Origin of the sequence: Nocardia sp. SYP-A9097 (genome assembly GCF_009649815.1) — a bacterium.
In the GTDB taxonomy this organism is placed as follows: domain Bacteria; phylum Actinomycetota; class Actinomycetes; order Mycobacteriales; family Mycobacteriaceae; genus Nocardia.
Window position 1 is genome coordinate 1 of the sequence record NZ_WJIC01000039.1, and the last position, 13,905, is coordinate 13,905.

Below are 13,905 nucleotides of genomic sequence, written 5' to 3' on the forward strand. Positions count from 1 at the left end.
GACCACCAAGATCCGCGAGTTCATCAACGGCTGGAACCCCCGCGCGAAACCGTTCGTCTGGACCAAGACCGCCGAGCAGATCCTCACCAAGGCCGACCGTCCAAAGACTTCAAATCCGACCCACTAGATCCCCCGCGAGTGTGCACTCATGGCGGCAATATGCCGAAAAGCCCGCCATGAGTGCACACTCGCCGCACGTCCCGCCTTCGTCATCCCGGCAGACCCCGCCCTCGTCATCCCGGCATGTTTCTGGCCGGGATCCACCTAACTGGCGAGAATCTCCGCGGCCGCGCGTTCGCCACTGCGAATCGCGCCGTCCATGTATCCCTGCCAGTAGTCGGCGGTTTCGGTTCCAGCCCAGTGGATACCACCGACCGGTTCGCGCAGCGCAGGCCCGAAGCGGGTGAGGATGCCGGGTTTGGTGGTCGCGGTCGGCCCGCCCCACGAGTACGGATCGTTGTCCCACTTCTTGAATCCGTAATCGATCACCCGGGTACGGGCTTCAGGGCCGAAGTACTGCACGAAGCAGTCCAGCCCGGATTCCACGAGGTCGCGATCCGGCCGATTGTCGAGGTCGGCCATGGCATCTGCGGAGATGAAGCCCATCAGGATGTGATGACCCTGGCCGTAACTCTCGTACGTGACATCGATGGGCGTCCCGTCGCCGACCACCTGGCCGGTGAGTCCGTTCTCCCGCCAGAACGGTTGATCATAGACGGCGAGGAATTTCGCGATCCGGCCCATGGTGTAGCCGCGCGCCAATTCCACACGCTCCGAAGGTAATCCGGGCCGGAAGTCGATGCGGCCGCTGATCGCGGGTGACATGGCGACAACCACCTTGGCGGCACGGAAGGAGCCTCGATCGGTGAAAACCTCCAGGTTGCTGCCGGTTCCGTCGATGGCGCGCACGGCCGCACCGTAAACGATACTGTCGCAGAGGGATTCGGCCATGCGCAGTGGAACCAGCGCCGCGCCACCGTCGAAGAAGCGTTCCTGTGCGCCGCCGTCGACACCGAGCAGTCGCTCGAATGAACCCGGGTTCTGGGCATTTCCGGCGGACGCGAAGTAGTTCATCATGAACAGCGCCGAAAGCTCGTGCGGGCGAACCGATAAGGTGGCCGACTCCGCCAGCGCGAGGAAGAGCTTGCCCTCATCGGTCGAGGCATTGGCGTCGATCCAGTCCTGCCAGGTCATGGCGTCCAGGCGGGCGGCATCGGGGTGCCGCCAGGGTTCGCCGACCGGGAATCCTATGGAGTTCAGGTCGATTCGTGCCATTGCGGCCATGGTCTCGACCGTGCCGGGGAGGATGGGCAGCGGCAGCCCGGCCGGAACCCGTTGCAGCGCACCCTGAATGGAGAAGAGCGACTCACCCTGGTTGTAGGTGGGTAGGGTGGGGACGCCGTATTCCGCTGCGAGCGCGGCGATCCGGTCCTGGGTGGGTCCGAGGAATTCCGCGCCGCCGTCCACGGCCAGGCCGCCATCGGTGGTGGCGTTGAATACTCGGCCGCCGGCGCGTTCTCGTGCCTCCAATAGCAGTACCCGCTGCCCGGCGGCGCGGAGGGCTTTGGTGGCGGCCAGGCCGGAGAGTCCCGCGCCGACGACGATCACGTCGGCGTCGCGGTCCGATCCGGCGAAGGCAGTCGCCGGCCGGAGTGCTCCGGCCGCGGCGGCGACCGCGCCTGCTTTGAGTATCGTTCTGCGGCTTACGTTCACGGGATTCCTTCCGCCGGACTGGTGACCGGAGCGCAGAGCGTACGTCCGGGCGATCACCAATATTGGTCAATTGACCAGTTTCGTCCGTTTCCCGCTGATGAAGTTCGCGTAACCTCGCCACCGGAGCCGCGCGAACCCGATCTCACCAGGGCAGTCGGCCATAGCCACCCGCCGAATCCCACTGGTAGCCCCAGAGCTCACCCGACGGGCCGTCTTGCGGAAGCGTGGCGAGGTGAACCGAGGGCTCCGCGCCCTCCGCGGGGGTACGGAAGCCGCTGTTGTGGTTGAGATCGGTGGCGCAGTAGCCGGGATTGGCGGCATTGATCTTGATCGGGGTGTTCCAGAGTTCCTTGGCGTACATGGCGGTCACCATGTTCAGCGCGGTCTTGGATGACGGGTACGGAAGCCCGACCAGCTGCCACATGTGGCCATCGGGATTCATGACGATCTCCAGCGAGCTGACCTCACTGGAGACATTGACGATTCGGGCGGCCTCGGCGCGGCGCAGCAGCGGGAGCATGGCATTGGTTACCGCTACGACGCCGAAGACATTGGTTTCGTAGACACGGCGCAGCGTGGCCAGGGCGGTGGAGGACGGTTTGCCGTCACCGTCCAGGCCGCCGGTAATGGCGGCATTGTTGATCAGGATGTCGAGGCTGCCGAATTCGGAGTCGATCCACTCCGCGGCGCGGGCAATGGAGTCCTCGTCGGTGACATCCAGGTGGACGAAGTGCGCCTGTGCGCCTTCGGCTTTCAGAGTGTCGGCGGCGGCCTGGCCGAGGTCCTTGTCCCGGGCCGCCATCAGGACGGTCATGCCGCGGGCGGCGAGTTGGCGGGCGGTTTCGAATCCGATGCCCTTATTGGCTCCGGTGATGAGTGCTGTGGTCATGAAAGAAGCATTGCGCCGGGAAAGCAGTCCGGGGAGGACCAAGTTGTACCACCCAGGGCGCGCCCGAATGACCGACACTGAAGGTATGGCGGATCGAAACGCACTGGCCGAATTCCTGCGGACGCGGCGGAATCGATTGCGGCCCAGCGATGTCGGATTACCCGACGGAATCAACCGGCGCGCACCCGGGCTGCGGCGGCAGGAGGTCGCGCAATTGGCGGGGATCTCGGTCGACTACTACATTCGGATGGAGCAGGCGCGCGGGGCGAAACCATCACGGCAGGTGCTGGCGGCGCTGGCCCGGGCGCTCATGCTGACGGTGGACGAGCGCGAATACCTGTTCCGGCTGGGCGATGAGAACCCGCCGACCGTCGCCGGGCCCAATCGCACCGTGCCGCAATCGGTTCGAATCATCCTCGATACGCTCGGCTCCCCCGCGTATGTGGTGGATGCCAGCTACGAGATCCTCGCCTGGAATCGCAGCGCGGTCCCCTTCGTCGGCGATCTGGACGCTCACCCCGATCATGAGCGCAATATGGTCCGCTGGATGTTCCTGCTGCCCGCCGACCATCCGAACTGGTCCGATGAGGCCATCGAGCGATTCGCCCGCTCCACCATCGCCGACCTGCGCGCTGCCTACGCGCGCTACCCGGGTAATCCGGACCTGGCCCGGCTGGTCACCGAATTACTCGGCACCGCACCGCGTTTTGCCGAAATGTGGAACTCGCACGATGTCGAGGTCCGCCGCGGCCACCACAAACGCATCGACCACCCCCAGCTCGGCCTCCTCGATTTCGAATGCGAGGTCCTGCACATCGCCGACACCGACCAGCGCATGATCGTCTACTGCGCCACCCCCGGCACCCACACCGCCGCCGTATTCCGCACCCTCACAACCGAATCCGGCCGGCCACGCTAGCCAGGGGCACGATGCGCAGCACGGGCACGAGCCGCCTGGCCACACCAGGTACTGACCCCTGGTCGCACTAGGTACCGGCCCCTCGTCACACCAGACACCCACCGCTCGTCATCCCGGCATGTTTTTGGCCGGGATCCACCTCATGCGGCAGGAACAGAGGTGAGATAGCGCTGGATAGTAGGGCCGACCTCGGCGACGAACTGCTCCGGCGTGAGCGCCAGCACCGGAGGGATACGCAAGACGTAGCGGCACAGCGCGATTCCCAGCATCTGGGTGACGATGAGCGCGGCGCGGCGCGGGGAATCGGCCGGGTCACCGACACGCAGCACGGCGGGCATGACCTGTTCGGCGAAGATCTGGCGAACGCGGTCGGTGGCGCTGTCATCGGTGACCGCGGAGCGCAGCAGGGTGAGCATGACCTCATTGCCGGGCGCGGTCTCCCAGAGTTCGAGGAAGCGGCGGACCAATAGTTCGCCGAGTGAATCCTCCTCTGCCACAGAGAGATCGGGGAGTTCGAGCCGAATGTCGGTGGCGGCGGCGAACAAACCCTCCTTACTGCCGTAGTAGCGCATGACCATGGACGGGTCGATACCGGCGTCGGCGGCGATGGCGCGAATGGTCGCCTTGCGGACGCCTTCCTCGGCGAATCTCCGGCGCGCGGCATCCAGGATGGCGGCGCGGGTGGCGTCGGAACGGCGCGGGGCGGGTTCGGCTGTCATGCCAACAACTGTAGGCCAACAAGTGTTGACACCCAAGCACCGGAGGTTTACCGTTCTAGTCAACAGATGTTGGCCAACAAATGTTGGCAAAGCTCGAGGAGTCGACATGAACACCATCCCCGCCACCACCACGGTCGCCATTGTCGGCGCGGGCCCCGCCGGTCTCACCGCGGGAATCGCCCTCGCCGACGCGGGTGTGGACGTACTGCTGCTGGATCGACTTGCCGAGGGCGCCAATACTTCTCGCGCTGCCGTGGTGCACGCCCGCACCCTCGAGGTGCTGGAGCAGTTCGGCCTCGCCGACGAGATGCGTGAAAACGGAATCGTGGTGCCGCACTTCGTCATGCGCGACGGTGAGCGCGCCATCGCCCGAATCTCCTTCGACGACTTGCCCACCAAATACCCGTACACCCTGATGATCGGACAGGAGACCACCGAGGCAATCCTGCTGGCGCGGCTGGAGAAGGCCGGCGTGCAGGTGCACCGGCCGTACGAGGTCACCGGGCTCACCCAGGACGGCAGCGGCGTCACGCTCGGCTACACCGGCCCGGACGGCGCGGGCTCGGTACGCGCGGACTACGTGATCGGTGCGGACGGCATGCACAGCAAGGTGCGCGAGGCCACGGGCATCGGCTTCACCGGCGCCACCTACCAGGAGTCCTTCGTCCTCGCCGATGTCCGCATGAGCTGGCCGGACCCGCGCGATCAGGTCGGCCTGCACCTGTCGCCGGAGGGCGTCACCGTCGTCGCGCCGCTCCCCGATGAGCAGGGCGACCGCTACCGCATCGTGGCCACCATCGCCGAGGCGCCCGAGCACCCGAATCTCGCTGATGTCCAAGCGATTCTGGACGCGCGCCGCCCCGCCTCGCAGGTCAAGGTGCACGAGGTGCTGTGGAGTTCACGCTTCCGCGTGCACCACCGCCTGGCCGACCACTACCGCGCCGGTCGCGTATTCCTCGCCGGCGACGCCGCCCACGTACACAGCCCCGCCGGCGGCCAGGGCATGAACACCGGCATCCAGGACGCGACCCTCCTCGGCACCCTGCTGGCCCGCACCGCCCAGGGCGAACCCGACCTCCTGGACACCTACGAAACCACCCGCCGCCCGGTAGCTCTCGGCGTAGTCACCTTCACCGACCGCATAACCCGCATGTCCACCCTCCGCCCCGCCCCCGCCCGCTTCCTCCGAAACCTCCTGATCAGCACCGCAACCCGCATCCCGAAGGTCCGCCGCGCCATCGCCTACCGCATCGCCGAACTCGACAACCGCTAACCGATAGCCTCCGTCGCCCTCCCCTCCATTGAGGGTTGCTAGGCCACCGAGACGAGGGCTTCGCGGGCGTCCATGAGGGCGAAGCCGAGGAGGTTTTCGCCGCGCCAGGTGGAAGGGTTAGCGGCGGCGGGGTTTTCGGCACCCAGGCCGATGCCCCAGATGGTGTCGCGTGGGGCCGCTTCCACCAGGATTTTGTCGCCGGTGGCAATGAGGAAGTCGCGGAGTGCTTCGTGCTGGCCGAATTTGGCGATGCCGGCACGGGTGACTATGTCGAAGCGGTGGGCGACCCAGGTGTCCTGGTCGAAGCCGCGCACTTCGCGGCCGAGGCGTTTGGCATCGGCGGGCGTGGCGCTGGCAAGGACCTTGGTGCGGATCTCCTCATCGCCGAAGAGGCGGGCCTTCTCGCCCATCATGAAATGTTCGGCGCTGCGGTAGGTCTGGCCGTCGACGGTGAAATCCACCGGCCACCATTGGCTCAGCACCCATTTGCCAATCTCGTGCCCCGGAGTGCGGGTGTGCCCCCAGAAGAAGAGAAACTCCGGTCTGGCCCCATCCGCCATTTCAGCCGTCAGCTGCGCCCTGTCCACAAGGCCCGACCCTAGCCGACCGCCCCGACACGATCCGAGCCGATTTTCGCGATGGTCAACGCGCAAGCTCGCGTAGTCGATTCATGATCTCGGCGGACGGGTGATCCTCGACTCGATAGCGCGGCGGGTCGAAACCGGGTGCGGGCGTGAGGTGCACATGGGCGGCTATGTCTTCCCAGGCCACGCGGAAGACCTCGCCGTTCATGGTCACCAGGCAGACGAAGTGGGCTCTGGGTAGCAGGGTGGGGACGCCGTCGGTCCACGGCGTCATGGTGTGTTCGGTGCCGTCGGGGGCGCGCACGTGCATGAGCTCGCTGACCGCTTCGTCCCGAAAGCGCACGGCGCGTAGGTGTTCGGTTTGGCTGCGGTAGGTGTGGGCGGCGAGTTTGGACTCCGCACCGCGGATCGCCTGCCAGGCCGGATGCCCCTCCGGAACCTGGAGCGGCACCACTTCCCCCTCGGCATCCAGCGTGTACGGCAGCGGCGACTGCGGCCGCAAAGCCTCGTCGTACTTCTCCCGCGCCATCTCCAGGAATACCGGGAGCTGCTCGTCGGAGGCGCCGAGCACCACGAACATGCCGAGGTGCCCGGGCATGAGCACGATCGGCCGGGTACCGGTGCGAGTCTGTACCCCCGCCAGCCAGCCAGCGATCAACGGCAGGGAACCGACATAGCTCTCACCGTCGTCATCGGCGAATTCGAGCACCTTGGTACCGCTGGGTGGTTCGAACGCTTGCAGGGTATTCATGGCCAGCCCGGCCATATTCACATGCGCGGCCCGGAAGACCTGCTCGGCGTCCACACCCCAGCGCTCCAGATCCAGGGTGTTCACGAACTGGATGGTGGAGGGCATATCCACCACCACCATTTCGATGAGATACGGCAGCGCGGACCGCCACAGCATCACATTGCGGCCCTCGAAACCCTCCAGGTCGATATACATACGCTCGGAACCGCGCAGTACCGGGCGTAGTCGCCCCACCACCGCATCCCAGGTATCGGGCTCCCCGTCGGCGGCGAAATCCCGCATCAGATCATCGACCCGGCGTTCGCGCTCCGTATCCGGTTGTCCCTGACAGCGTTTGAACAGCGTGTCCAAGACCAGCTTCCCGTGCCCGGATTCGCGGAATCGAAACCGCACCTCGAACGCGTCGGCATCGAACTCGGCCGCTTCGATGCCCTCGTAGCCCAGGACTTGCGCAAGCACCTTCTCCCCGAACCGCTTTCGCGCCGACCCGAATACCCCACCCAGAAAACTCATGGCCCGGACTATACGGAGCACCACCGACAATCGGCCCCGCCCGGGAATCGCGGACACGCCGCGCCGTAGCCGATCATTCGTGGCTCTGTCCGGCACAGTTCAACTGGTGTTGAGCTCGCTGCTGAAAGGTCGGCATATGGCTATGCATCTCTCGCGGCGCACTCTGCTGCGCACCTCCGCCGCCGGGTTGATCGTCGCTCCGGCGCTCGCGGCGTGTTCGTCGAACGACGGTCCCACGCTGGTCAAACAGCGGCCGAGGCTGACGCACGGCGTAGCGGTGGGTGATCCGCGCAGTGACGGCGCGCTCATCTGGGCGCGTTCGGATCAGCCCGCCAAACTCATTGCGGAGACCGCGGCCACCGAATCCTTCAAGGACGCAAAGCGTTTCGAAGGGCCGATGCTGACCCCGGATACCGACGGCACCGGGCGGGTGCGGGTGAACGGCCTGCCCGCCGGAGAGCAGGTGCACTATCGCGTCACTCTCGAAGGCGATGCCACCTCCGAGCCGATCACCGGGGTCTTCCGCACGGTGCCGACCGGCGCATCGGATATCAAGCTGCTGTGGTCGGGCGATGTGGCGGGTCAGGGGTACGGCATCAATCCCGAGCTGGGCGGGATGAAGATCTTCTCCGCCATGGCCGCTCGCGATCCGCATTTCTTCATTCACTCCGGCGACTCGATCTACGCCGATGGGCCGCTGAAGGAGTCGGTGACGCTGCCCGACGGCCGGATCTGGCGCAATACCGTCTCCGAGGCGAAAAGCGCTGTGGCGCAGACCCTGGATCAGTTCCGCGGTAATTTCGCCTACAACCTGACGGACGAGAATTACCGGCGATTCAATTCTTCGGTGGCGCAGATCGTGCAGTGGGACGACCACGAGACCGTCAACAACTGGTACCCGGGCGGGCAGGTCGGCCCGGCCAAGGGCTACACCGAGCGCAGTATGGACACCCTCGCCACCCGGTCCTGGCAGGCGTTTCACGAGTGGATGCCGGTGGAGCCCAAGGAAACCGTCGACGGCCGCCTGTATCGCAAGATCTCCTACGGCCCGCTGCTGGATGTCTTCGTGCTGGATATGCGCACCTACAAGGACACCAATGACGAGAACCGCTCCCCCGACGGCAAGATTTTCGGCACGGCCCAAACCCAATGGCTCATCGGCGCTTTGCGTGATTCGAAGGCGACGTGGAAGATCGTCGCCAATGATCTGCCGCTCGGATTGGTTGTGAAAGACGGTGAGCAGCCTGATCGTACGGCCTTCGAAGGTCCGGCGAACAATGATCCGGGCGCACCGTCCGGCCGCGAAAACGAAATCGCCAAGGTGCTCTCATCCATCAAATCCAATAAGGTTTCCGGCGTCGTCTGGCTCACCGCGGATGTGCATTACACGGCCGCACACCACTACTCGCCCGAGCGCGCCGCATTCGGAGATTTCGACGAATTCTGGGAATTCGTCTCCGGTCCGTTGAACGCCGGCGCTTTCGGTCCGAATCCCCTCGATGGAACTTTCGGTCCCGAAGCGGTTTTCGTGCATGCCCCGCCCGTTCAGAATGCTTCTCCGCTGGACGGAGCGTTCCAGCATTTCGGTGAGGTCAGCATTGACGGCCGGTCCCGCGAACTCACAGTGAACCTCTGCGACGCGACCGGAAACGTACTGTTCACACAGCGTCTCACCCCCGCACACTGAGACGCCGGTCCAAGTACGAGCAGGACGGCCGGGACTATGGTTAGCTGTAGCGCCATGAGCACGTCCTTCTCCACCCTCCCGGCAGAATTCCTCCCCCGCGATACCGCGGATGTGGTTCGTACCGTTCGGGATTCGCGCAAATCGACGAAACCGCTGATCATCCGCGGTGGGGAGCGCCCGGACGAGGAACTCGCGCTGCCCGAGCAGGGCACGGTGCTGTCACTGCGGAGGATGAACCGGGTTCAGGTCGTCGACGCCGATGCCCGCACCGTGCGGGTGCAGGCGGGCGCGCGGCTCTCCGATATCGACCGCACCCTCGGCGCACACGGGCTCGGACTGCCGATCGTCGGCGATCACCGGGATATCACCGCGGGCGGGTTCGCCGCGGTCGGCGGGCTCAGCGCGGCCTCGCACCGGTTCGGCATGTTCAGCGACAATGTCGTGGAGGTCGAATACGTCGATCAGGACGGACGCTTCGGGACCTGCGGGCGCAATCATCACACCGAGCGGTTCCATCGAATTCTGGGCGGCGGTGGGCGGACGGGAATCATTACCGCGCTCACCCTCGGCGTGACCGATGTGGACAAGGACCGGACCTGGCTCACCACCGACGCGCATCGCTTCCTGGACTTCGACACCTTCGTGGAGCAGGCGTACAAGGAGATTCAGTCGCCGGGTGAGGCCATGCTGCAGGTCGGGCGCTGGGTGGATACCGCGCCGCTGAAGGTGGCCCGGCCGGTCGGTACCGGCACCGTACAGCTCGGTACGGTCCGCTTCGGCCAGTGGTCCAGCCTGCACCCCACCGCACCGAATCTGTCGCTGCGGGCGCGGCGTGAGGTCGGTTCCCGCGCCCGAAAGTCCTTGGGTGCCATTGCCGCATCGGCGGGCGGACGCGCCGGTATGCCGGTGCGTAATGCCGCCGCCGGTGCGCTCATGTTCGCTCCGAAGGTGCTGACGCTGCGCGATGCGGAGTACCTGGCCGATACCGTCATCAGCTCCTCGGAGCGTGGCTCGGCGTACCGCATCTCGGTGTTCGCGCCCATGTCGACCTATCCGCGGGTGTTCCACCGGCTGCACGATCTGTTCTCCGGGCATCGGGAGCAAACCGGTTGCTTCACTGTGATTTCCGCGCTCACCTATGGTGTGCGCTCGCACTACCTGCGCGAACTCGACAGTGAAGATCATGGCTTCATCACCTTCACCTGCCGGCTGCGGCCGGCCGCGCTGCCCTCGGAACTGTTGCGGGACATCGTGTCCTCGATCGATGAAATCTGCGTGTCCGAACGCGCCCGGCGCTATGACCCGACCGATTAGAATGTGTTCCGCCGCACCGCCAGCAATCGGCTAGCAGCCGGGGTGGTGCGGACGGCTTCGATACTGTCGGCGGGGTATCGGTGCATGGTTCGGCTCATTCATTGACTGAAGGTTGCCTGTCCCATGATGGAATTCCGTGCTGCTCGCCGCCCCCGTCCCGCAGACAGCTCCATTGCGGGTAAACGCATTGTCATCACCGATGCCTGTTCCGATATCGGTCGTGCCACCGCACGATTACTCGCCTCCCACGGTGCAGAGGTTCTCCTCGTCGCGCGCCGCGGGAGTCAATTGGCCTCCGATTTCGCCGCCATCATCGATTCCGGCGGCCGTGCGCACTGGAATCGCTGCGACCTCTCCGCCCTCGGCGATGTGGACCAACTCGTCGAATGGCTACTGACCGATTTCGACAGCATCGATGTCCTGATCAATAACGCCGGCCGCCCGTCGCGCCGCCCAGTCCTGCAATCCCTGGACCGTTTCGCCGACTACCAGCGCACCATGGCCGCCAACTACTTCGGCCCGCTGCGACTGACCCTGGGCCTGCTTCCCGCCATGCTCGCGGGCGGCTCCGGGCATGTGGTCAATGTCGGCCCCTGGTCCCTATCCACCGGCGCCGCACCCAATTTCGCCTCGTACGCCAGCTCCCAAGCCGCCTGGACCACCTTCGGCCAATGCGCCGACGCCGAACTCTCCCCCCGAGGCATCCACGTCACCACGGTCCATTACCCCGCCTTCCGCATAGACGCCACCGCCCCAACCTATTTCACCGAACAACCCGCCCTGGACCCCAGCGAAGCGGCGGACTGGATCGCCACAGCCATCCACACCCGCCCCACCCACCTCCAACCCCGCTTCCCCCGGGCCCTCCTCGGCCTGGCCGGAATGTCCCCCCGCACAACCCGTCTGAAGCACGCCCTGGGCATCTGAAGCCCTCTCCACCATTGAGGGAAGCCGGGGTGCCCACCCACCGGGCACCCCGGCTTCACAGGTCAACCAGTTCCTCGGCCCGGGGCCTTCGTAGCCGATACCCGCAGTTACCTTGCGCCCCAATCGTCAAGCGTTGCCGTAGATGCGGGTTGGGGTGATCAGAACTACCGCGCGGCGGTCGGCTGCCATTACTCGGTCATATTCGTCGAAGTCCTCGTGGGTGCCGCCGGCCGCGGTGAAGACTTCGCGCAGGAGGAGGCGGAGGGGTTCGGGGGCGAGGATGGGGTCGTCGGGGCCCGCTATCCAAGCCGAGCCTTCGACGGTGAGCCATTGCCAGCCGACTCGGATGTTTACCGACATGTACGGCCGCGCACGGAGATTGGCGAGTTTGCGGGTGCCGCCGCGCAGCACCATGCCCACTACTTGGTCGCCGGTGTCCGGGTGTTTCAGGACTCCGGCATTCACTACCGAGGATTGGATTGTGCTGTCGGGCCGCAGGGTCGACACCGTGCAGAGGCCATGGTCGCCGGCGATCAGCCGGGCGAAATCCGCGAGATCGCTCACGGGGGCAGTCTACGGAGTTCGAGCGAATTCCCGGCGGTGTCGGAGCCGGTGCGCGCCACCGCCTCGAACTGATCAGCAGTCGGGCTTGGAAGTGGTTATCGAGCCGTGGATTCGGGTGACGGGGCAGTCGCGTTTGGATTGGGTTCGGGTGGCGTCCTCGGTGAGGGTGGTGAGGAGGGCGTCGGCGCGAGTGCGGCCCAGCACTGGGCGGGTTGTGGTGTCCGCGCTGATTTGTGAGCCCGGACCGGCGGTGAACGCGCAGGAGATGGTGGTGGTGGTGCCGTCACCGGGCATCTCCAGGACTCCCGCGCAGTCGGGGCGGGGTGTGCGGACACCGTTGATGGTCAACGCGATTTCGTAGGACACGAAGGTGGTCGCCACCGGCGGGGTGAAGCCGGGGATAGTGACCGAGAGGAAGGGGTGCGGGGTAGCGGTGAGGGTGGCGACGGCGGAACAGGTTGTGGCACAGGGGGTGCTCCAACCGCTGTCGACGGCCACCCGGGATTCGGTGTCGGACGCGAGGTCGAGGGCGGTGACCGTCGGGCGCAGGTCGGTGTAGAAACGCGCCGCGTCGTCCCAATTCATCGGTGTGACTTGGATATCGAACGCCGGATCGACGATTCGGTCGGCATGACCCGCGTGTACGTATGTCCGCATCGCGCCGCTGCCGATGGGTGTGGACTCATGGCCGTTGACGGTCTCGACCGGGCCGACCGAAACCGGTTGACCGGCATCGATACTCGGGTCGAGGCGTTCCGCGAGGTTCGCGGGTTTCAGGAGTTCCGGCAGATCCGTGTCATGAAAGGTGGACGGTTCGAGCAGCTGTATACCGTCCGAGATAGCGGCGGCGTCGGCACTGAACCCGTCTGCGAGCCAGCCATCCCGATTGCCCTGCAAGAACGTCTTGATGCCGACCCGCAGATAGGTCAATGTCTTCCCGGGACCGAGTTCGAGCGTCCCCGACGCCTCCCCCGCACTCGTAACCCGCAGGTCCACACCCAGATTCGTGCCATCCTTCGCAGTGAGCCGCCTGACGTAATGCGCGCCCGGCGCATTCAAGCGATCTTGACGCGAGCGAACTATATGGTCCCGCAACCGAACTCGACGAACCCGGCTGGATCGACGGCGATAGTGCCCCCATTTCTGCGGTCGGCGCAGACCGGCCGGTTTCGGATAATCTCCTCCAAGTCCACTTCGGAAGAGGGCGATCCGGCATGGCTCGCACTCTTCCTCGCTTCGATGGTTGTATGGGGTAGAGATGACGAGTAGCGACGTCGAGCTGGCAGCTCGTTGGTGGCAGTGGGCGATGTCGGTGCCGAACGCCAAGAATCCGGTAGTGGACGAGACCGGAGAGTTCGCCGCGATCGATCAGCCGGCGGATGTCTGGTTCCTGGCAGGCACCTTCGGTGGGCGGGTCAAGCGGCAGTGCACGATTCCGCAGGGTCGGCCGATCTTCTTCCCGGCTTTCAATATGTTCCAGAAGGTTCCGGACGGATTTTTCGCGCGGGGCGAGGTGCCGGTGGCGCCTGCGGCGTCCGGTCACGCCGCATTGAACGGAACCCCGCTGCCCGTGCGAGCGGTGACCAACGACAAGGCATTTCGGATCACGGCGGCAGCGGGCGGTCCCTTCGGTCAGACCGGCCGGTTCAAGGCCAAAGCCTGGGGACTGTGGGTCCATCTCGATGGTCTCGCGCCCGGCGACTACGTCCTCACCTTCGGTGGCGAATACGAGCCCGGCGGCTTCTGGGTCGAGATCACCTATCAGTTGGAGGTTCGCTGATGCCGCGTCGAACGCACGACACCGGCCGACCTTCAGGAGTGCGCGCACTGTCCGAGCGTTTGCATGCCGGACAGAACGCGGGGGTCTCCGCCGGGAAAAGAGACTGGGTTCGAGCGGCAGCGCATCGAACGGGTTGGCCCGTCCTGGTGTTCTTCTGCTGCTCGATGCTCGTCAGTGTTTTATTGGTGGTCATCCTGATGGCAGTAGTGGCCATCTTCCCGTTCCTGATCTTCGCCATCGTTTAGCGGCACCGCGACCGGCAGAGCGGCCAT

The 13,905-nt window shown here is 65.5% G+C and carries 14 protein-coding genes; 7 read left to right on the top strand and 7 right to left on the bottom strand.

Annotated elements, in window-relative coordinates:
- Window positions 1–264: 264 nt before the first annotated feature.
- Window positions 265–1,713, bottom strand: a complete 1,449-nt coding sequence (locus GFY24_RS37175; RefSeq protein ID WP_309231792.1) for an FAD-dependent oxidoreductase — start codon at window positions 1,711–1,713, stop codon at window positions 265–267.
- A gap of 142 nt (window positions 1,714–1,855) precedes the next feature.
- Window positions 1,856–2,602 (bottom strand): SDR family oxidoreductase, encoded by a 747-nt coding sequence (locus GFY24_RS37180; RefSeq protein WP_153809809.1) that lies wholly within the window; start codon window positions 2,600–2,602, stop codon window positions 1,856–1,858.
- 67 nt (window positions 2,603–2,669) lie between these two features.
- On the opposite strand from GFY24_RS37180, the gene GFY24_RS37185 reads away from it, so the two are divergent.
- Entirely contained in the window at window positions 2,670–3,521 is an 852-nt protein-coding gene (locus GFY24_RS37185; RefSeq protein ID WP_228567027.1) for a helix-turn-helix transcriptional regulator, read from the top strand.
- 140 nt (window positions 3,522–3,661) lie between these two features.
- Here GFY24_RS37185 and GFY24_RS37190 read toward each other — a convergent pair whose 3' ends face one another.
- Window positions 3,662–4,240 (bottom strand): TetR family transcriptional regulator, encoded by a 579-nt coding sequence (locus GFY24_RS37190; protein ID WP_153809810.1) that lies wholly within the window; start codon window positions 4,238–4,240, stop codon window positions 3,662–3,664.
- Window positions 4,241–4,346: 106 nt separating this feature from the next.
- On the opposite strand from GFY24_RS37190, the gene GFY24_RS37195 reads away from it, so the two are divergent.
- Window positions 4,347–5,513, top strand: a complete 1,167-nt coding sequence (locus tag GFY24_RS37195) for an FAD-dependent monooxygenase (RefSeq protein WP_153809811.1) — start codon at window positions 4,347–4,349, stop codon at window positions 5,511–5,513.
- 38 nt (window positions 5,514–5,551) lie between these two features.
- Here GFY24_RS37195 and GFY24_RS37200 read toward each other — a convergent pair whose 3' ends face one another.
- Entirely contained in the window at window positions 5,552–6,100 is a 549-nt protein-coding gene (locus GFY24_RS37200) for an NADAR family protein (RefSeq protein ID WP_309231793.1), read from the bottom strand.
- A 55-nt stretch (window positions 6,101–6,155) separates the two neighbouring features.
- Window positions 6,156–7,361, bottom strand: a complete 1,206-nt coding sequence (locus tag GFY24_RS37205; RefSeq protein WP_153809812.1) for a hypothetical protein — start codon at window positions 7,359–7,361, stop codon at window positions 6,156–6,158.
- 142 nt (window positions 7,362–7,503) lie between these two features.
- Between GFY24_RS37205 and GFY24_RS37210 the strand changes: the two genes are divergently transcribed.
- The 3 genes from GFY24_RS37210 (at window position 7,504) to GFY24_RS37220 (ending at window position 11,289) form a co-directional block, all read left to right on the top strand.
- Window positions 7,504–9,048, top strand: coding sequence for an alkaline phosphatase (locus GFY24_RS37210; protein ID WP_153809850.1), 1,545 nt, complete (start codon window positions 7,504–7,506; stop codon window positions 9,046–9,048).
- 54 nt (window positions 9,049–9,102) lie between these two features.
- Window positions 9,103–10,362: an FAD-dependent oxidoreductase gene (locus GFY24_RS37215; RefSeq protein WP_153809813.1), complete on the top strand. Its 1,260-nt coding sequence runs from the start codon at window positions 9,103–9,105 to the stop codon at window positions 10,360–10,362.
- A 123-nt stretch (window positions 10,363–10,485) separates the two neighbouring features.
- Window positions 10,486–11,289: an SDR family NAD(P)-dependent oxidoreductase gene (locus GFY24_RS37220; protein ID WP_153809814.1), complete on the top strand. Its 804-nt coding sequence runs from the start codon at window positions 10,486–10,488 to the stop codon at window positions 11,287–11,289.
- A 126-nt stretch (window positions 11,290–11,415) separates the two neighbouring features.
- On the opposite strand, the gene GFY24_RS37225 is transcribed toward GFY24_RS37220, so the two are convergent.
- Window positions 11,416–11,853: a TIGR03618 family F420-dependent PPOX class oxidoreductase gene (locus GFY24_RS37225; RefSeq protein ID WP_309231794.1), complete on the bottom strand. Its 438-nt coding sequence runs from the start codon at window positions 11,851–11,853 to the stop codon at window positions 11,416–11,418.
- A 72-nt stretch (window positions 11,854–11,925) separates the two neighbouring features.
- Entirely contained in the window at window positions 11,926–12,849 is a 924-nt protein-coding gene (locus tag GFY24_RS37230; RefSeq protein WP_153809815.1) for a hypothetical protein, read from the bottom strand.
- Window positions 12,850–13,111: 262 nt separating this feature from the next.
- Between GFY24_RS37230 and GFY24_RS37235 the strand changes: the two genes are divergently transcribed.
- Together GFY24_RS37235 and GFY24_RS37240 are read left to right on the top strand one after the other, a co-directional pair.
- Complete coding sequence (locus tag GFY24_RS37235; protein WP_153809816.1) at window positions 13,112–13,633, top strand: hypothetical protein; 522 nt, start codon at window positions 13,112–13,114, stop codon at window positions 13,631–13,633.
- The gene (locus GFY24_RS37240) at window positions 13,633–13,878 is read left to right on the top strand and encodes a hypothetical protein (RefSeq protein ID WP_153809817.1); all 246 of its coding nucleotides are present in this window, start codon (window positions 13,633–13,635) and stop codon (window positions 13,876–13,878) included. Before GFY24_RS37235 ends, GFY24_RS37240 begins: the two co-directional genes overlap by 1 nt.
- The last annotated feature ends 27 nt before the right edge of the window (window positions 13,879–13,905 follow it).

Coding starts and splice junctions, on each gene's coding strand:
- GFY24_RS37180 (WP_153809809.1), bottom strand. CDS start 2,602: ATGACCACAGCACTCATCACCGGAGCCAATAAGGGCATCGGATTCGAA.
- GFY24_RS37185 (WP_228567027.1), top strand. CDS start 2,670: ATGACCGACACTGAAGGTATGGCGGATCGAAACGCACTGGCCGAATTC.
- GFY24_RS37190 (WP_153809810.1), bottom strand. CDS start 4,240: ATGACAGCCGAACCCGCCCCGCGCCGTTCCGACGCCACCCGCGCCGCC.
- GFY24_RS37195 (WP_153809811.1), top strand. CDS start 4,347: ATGAACACCATCCCCGCCACCACCACGGTCGCCATTGTCGGCGCGGGC.
- GFY24_RS37205 (WP_153809812.1), bottom strand. CDS start 7,361: ATGAGTTTTCTGGGTGGGGTATTCGGGTCGGCGCGAAAGCGGTTCGGG.
- GFY24_RS37210 (WP_153809850.1), top strand. CDS start 7,504: ATGCATCTCTCGCGGCGCACTCTGCTGCGCACCTCCGCCGCCGGGTTG.
- GFY24_RS37215 (WP_153809813.1), top strand. CDS start 9,103: ATGAGCACGTCCTTCTCCACCCTCCCGGCAGAATTCCTCCCCCGCGAT.
- GFY24_RS37220 (WP_153809814.1), top strand. CDS start 10,486: ATGATGGAATTCCGTGCTGCTCGCCGCCCCCGTCCCGCAGACAGCTCC.
- GFY24_RS37235 (WP_153809816.1), top strand. CDS start 13,112: ATGACGAGTAGCGACGTCGAGCTGGCAGCTCGTTGGTGGCAGTGGGCG.
- GFY24_RS37240 (WP_153809817.1), top strand. CDS start 13,633: ATGCCGCGTCGAACGCACGACACCGGCCGACCTTCAGGAGTGCGCGCA.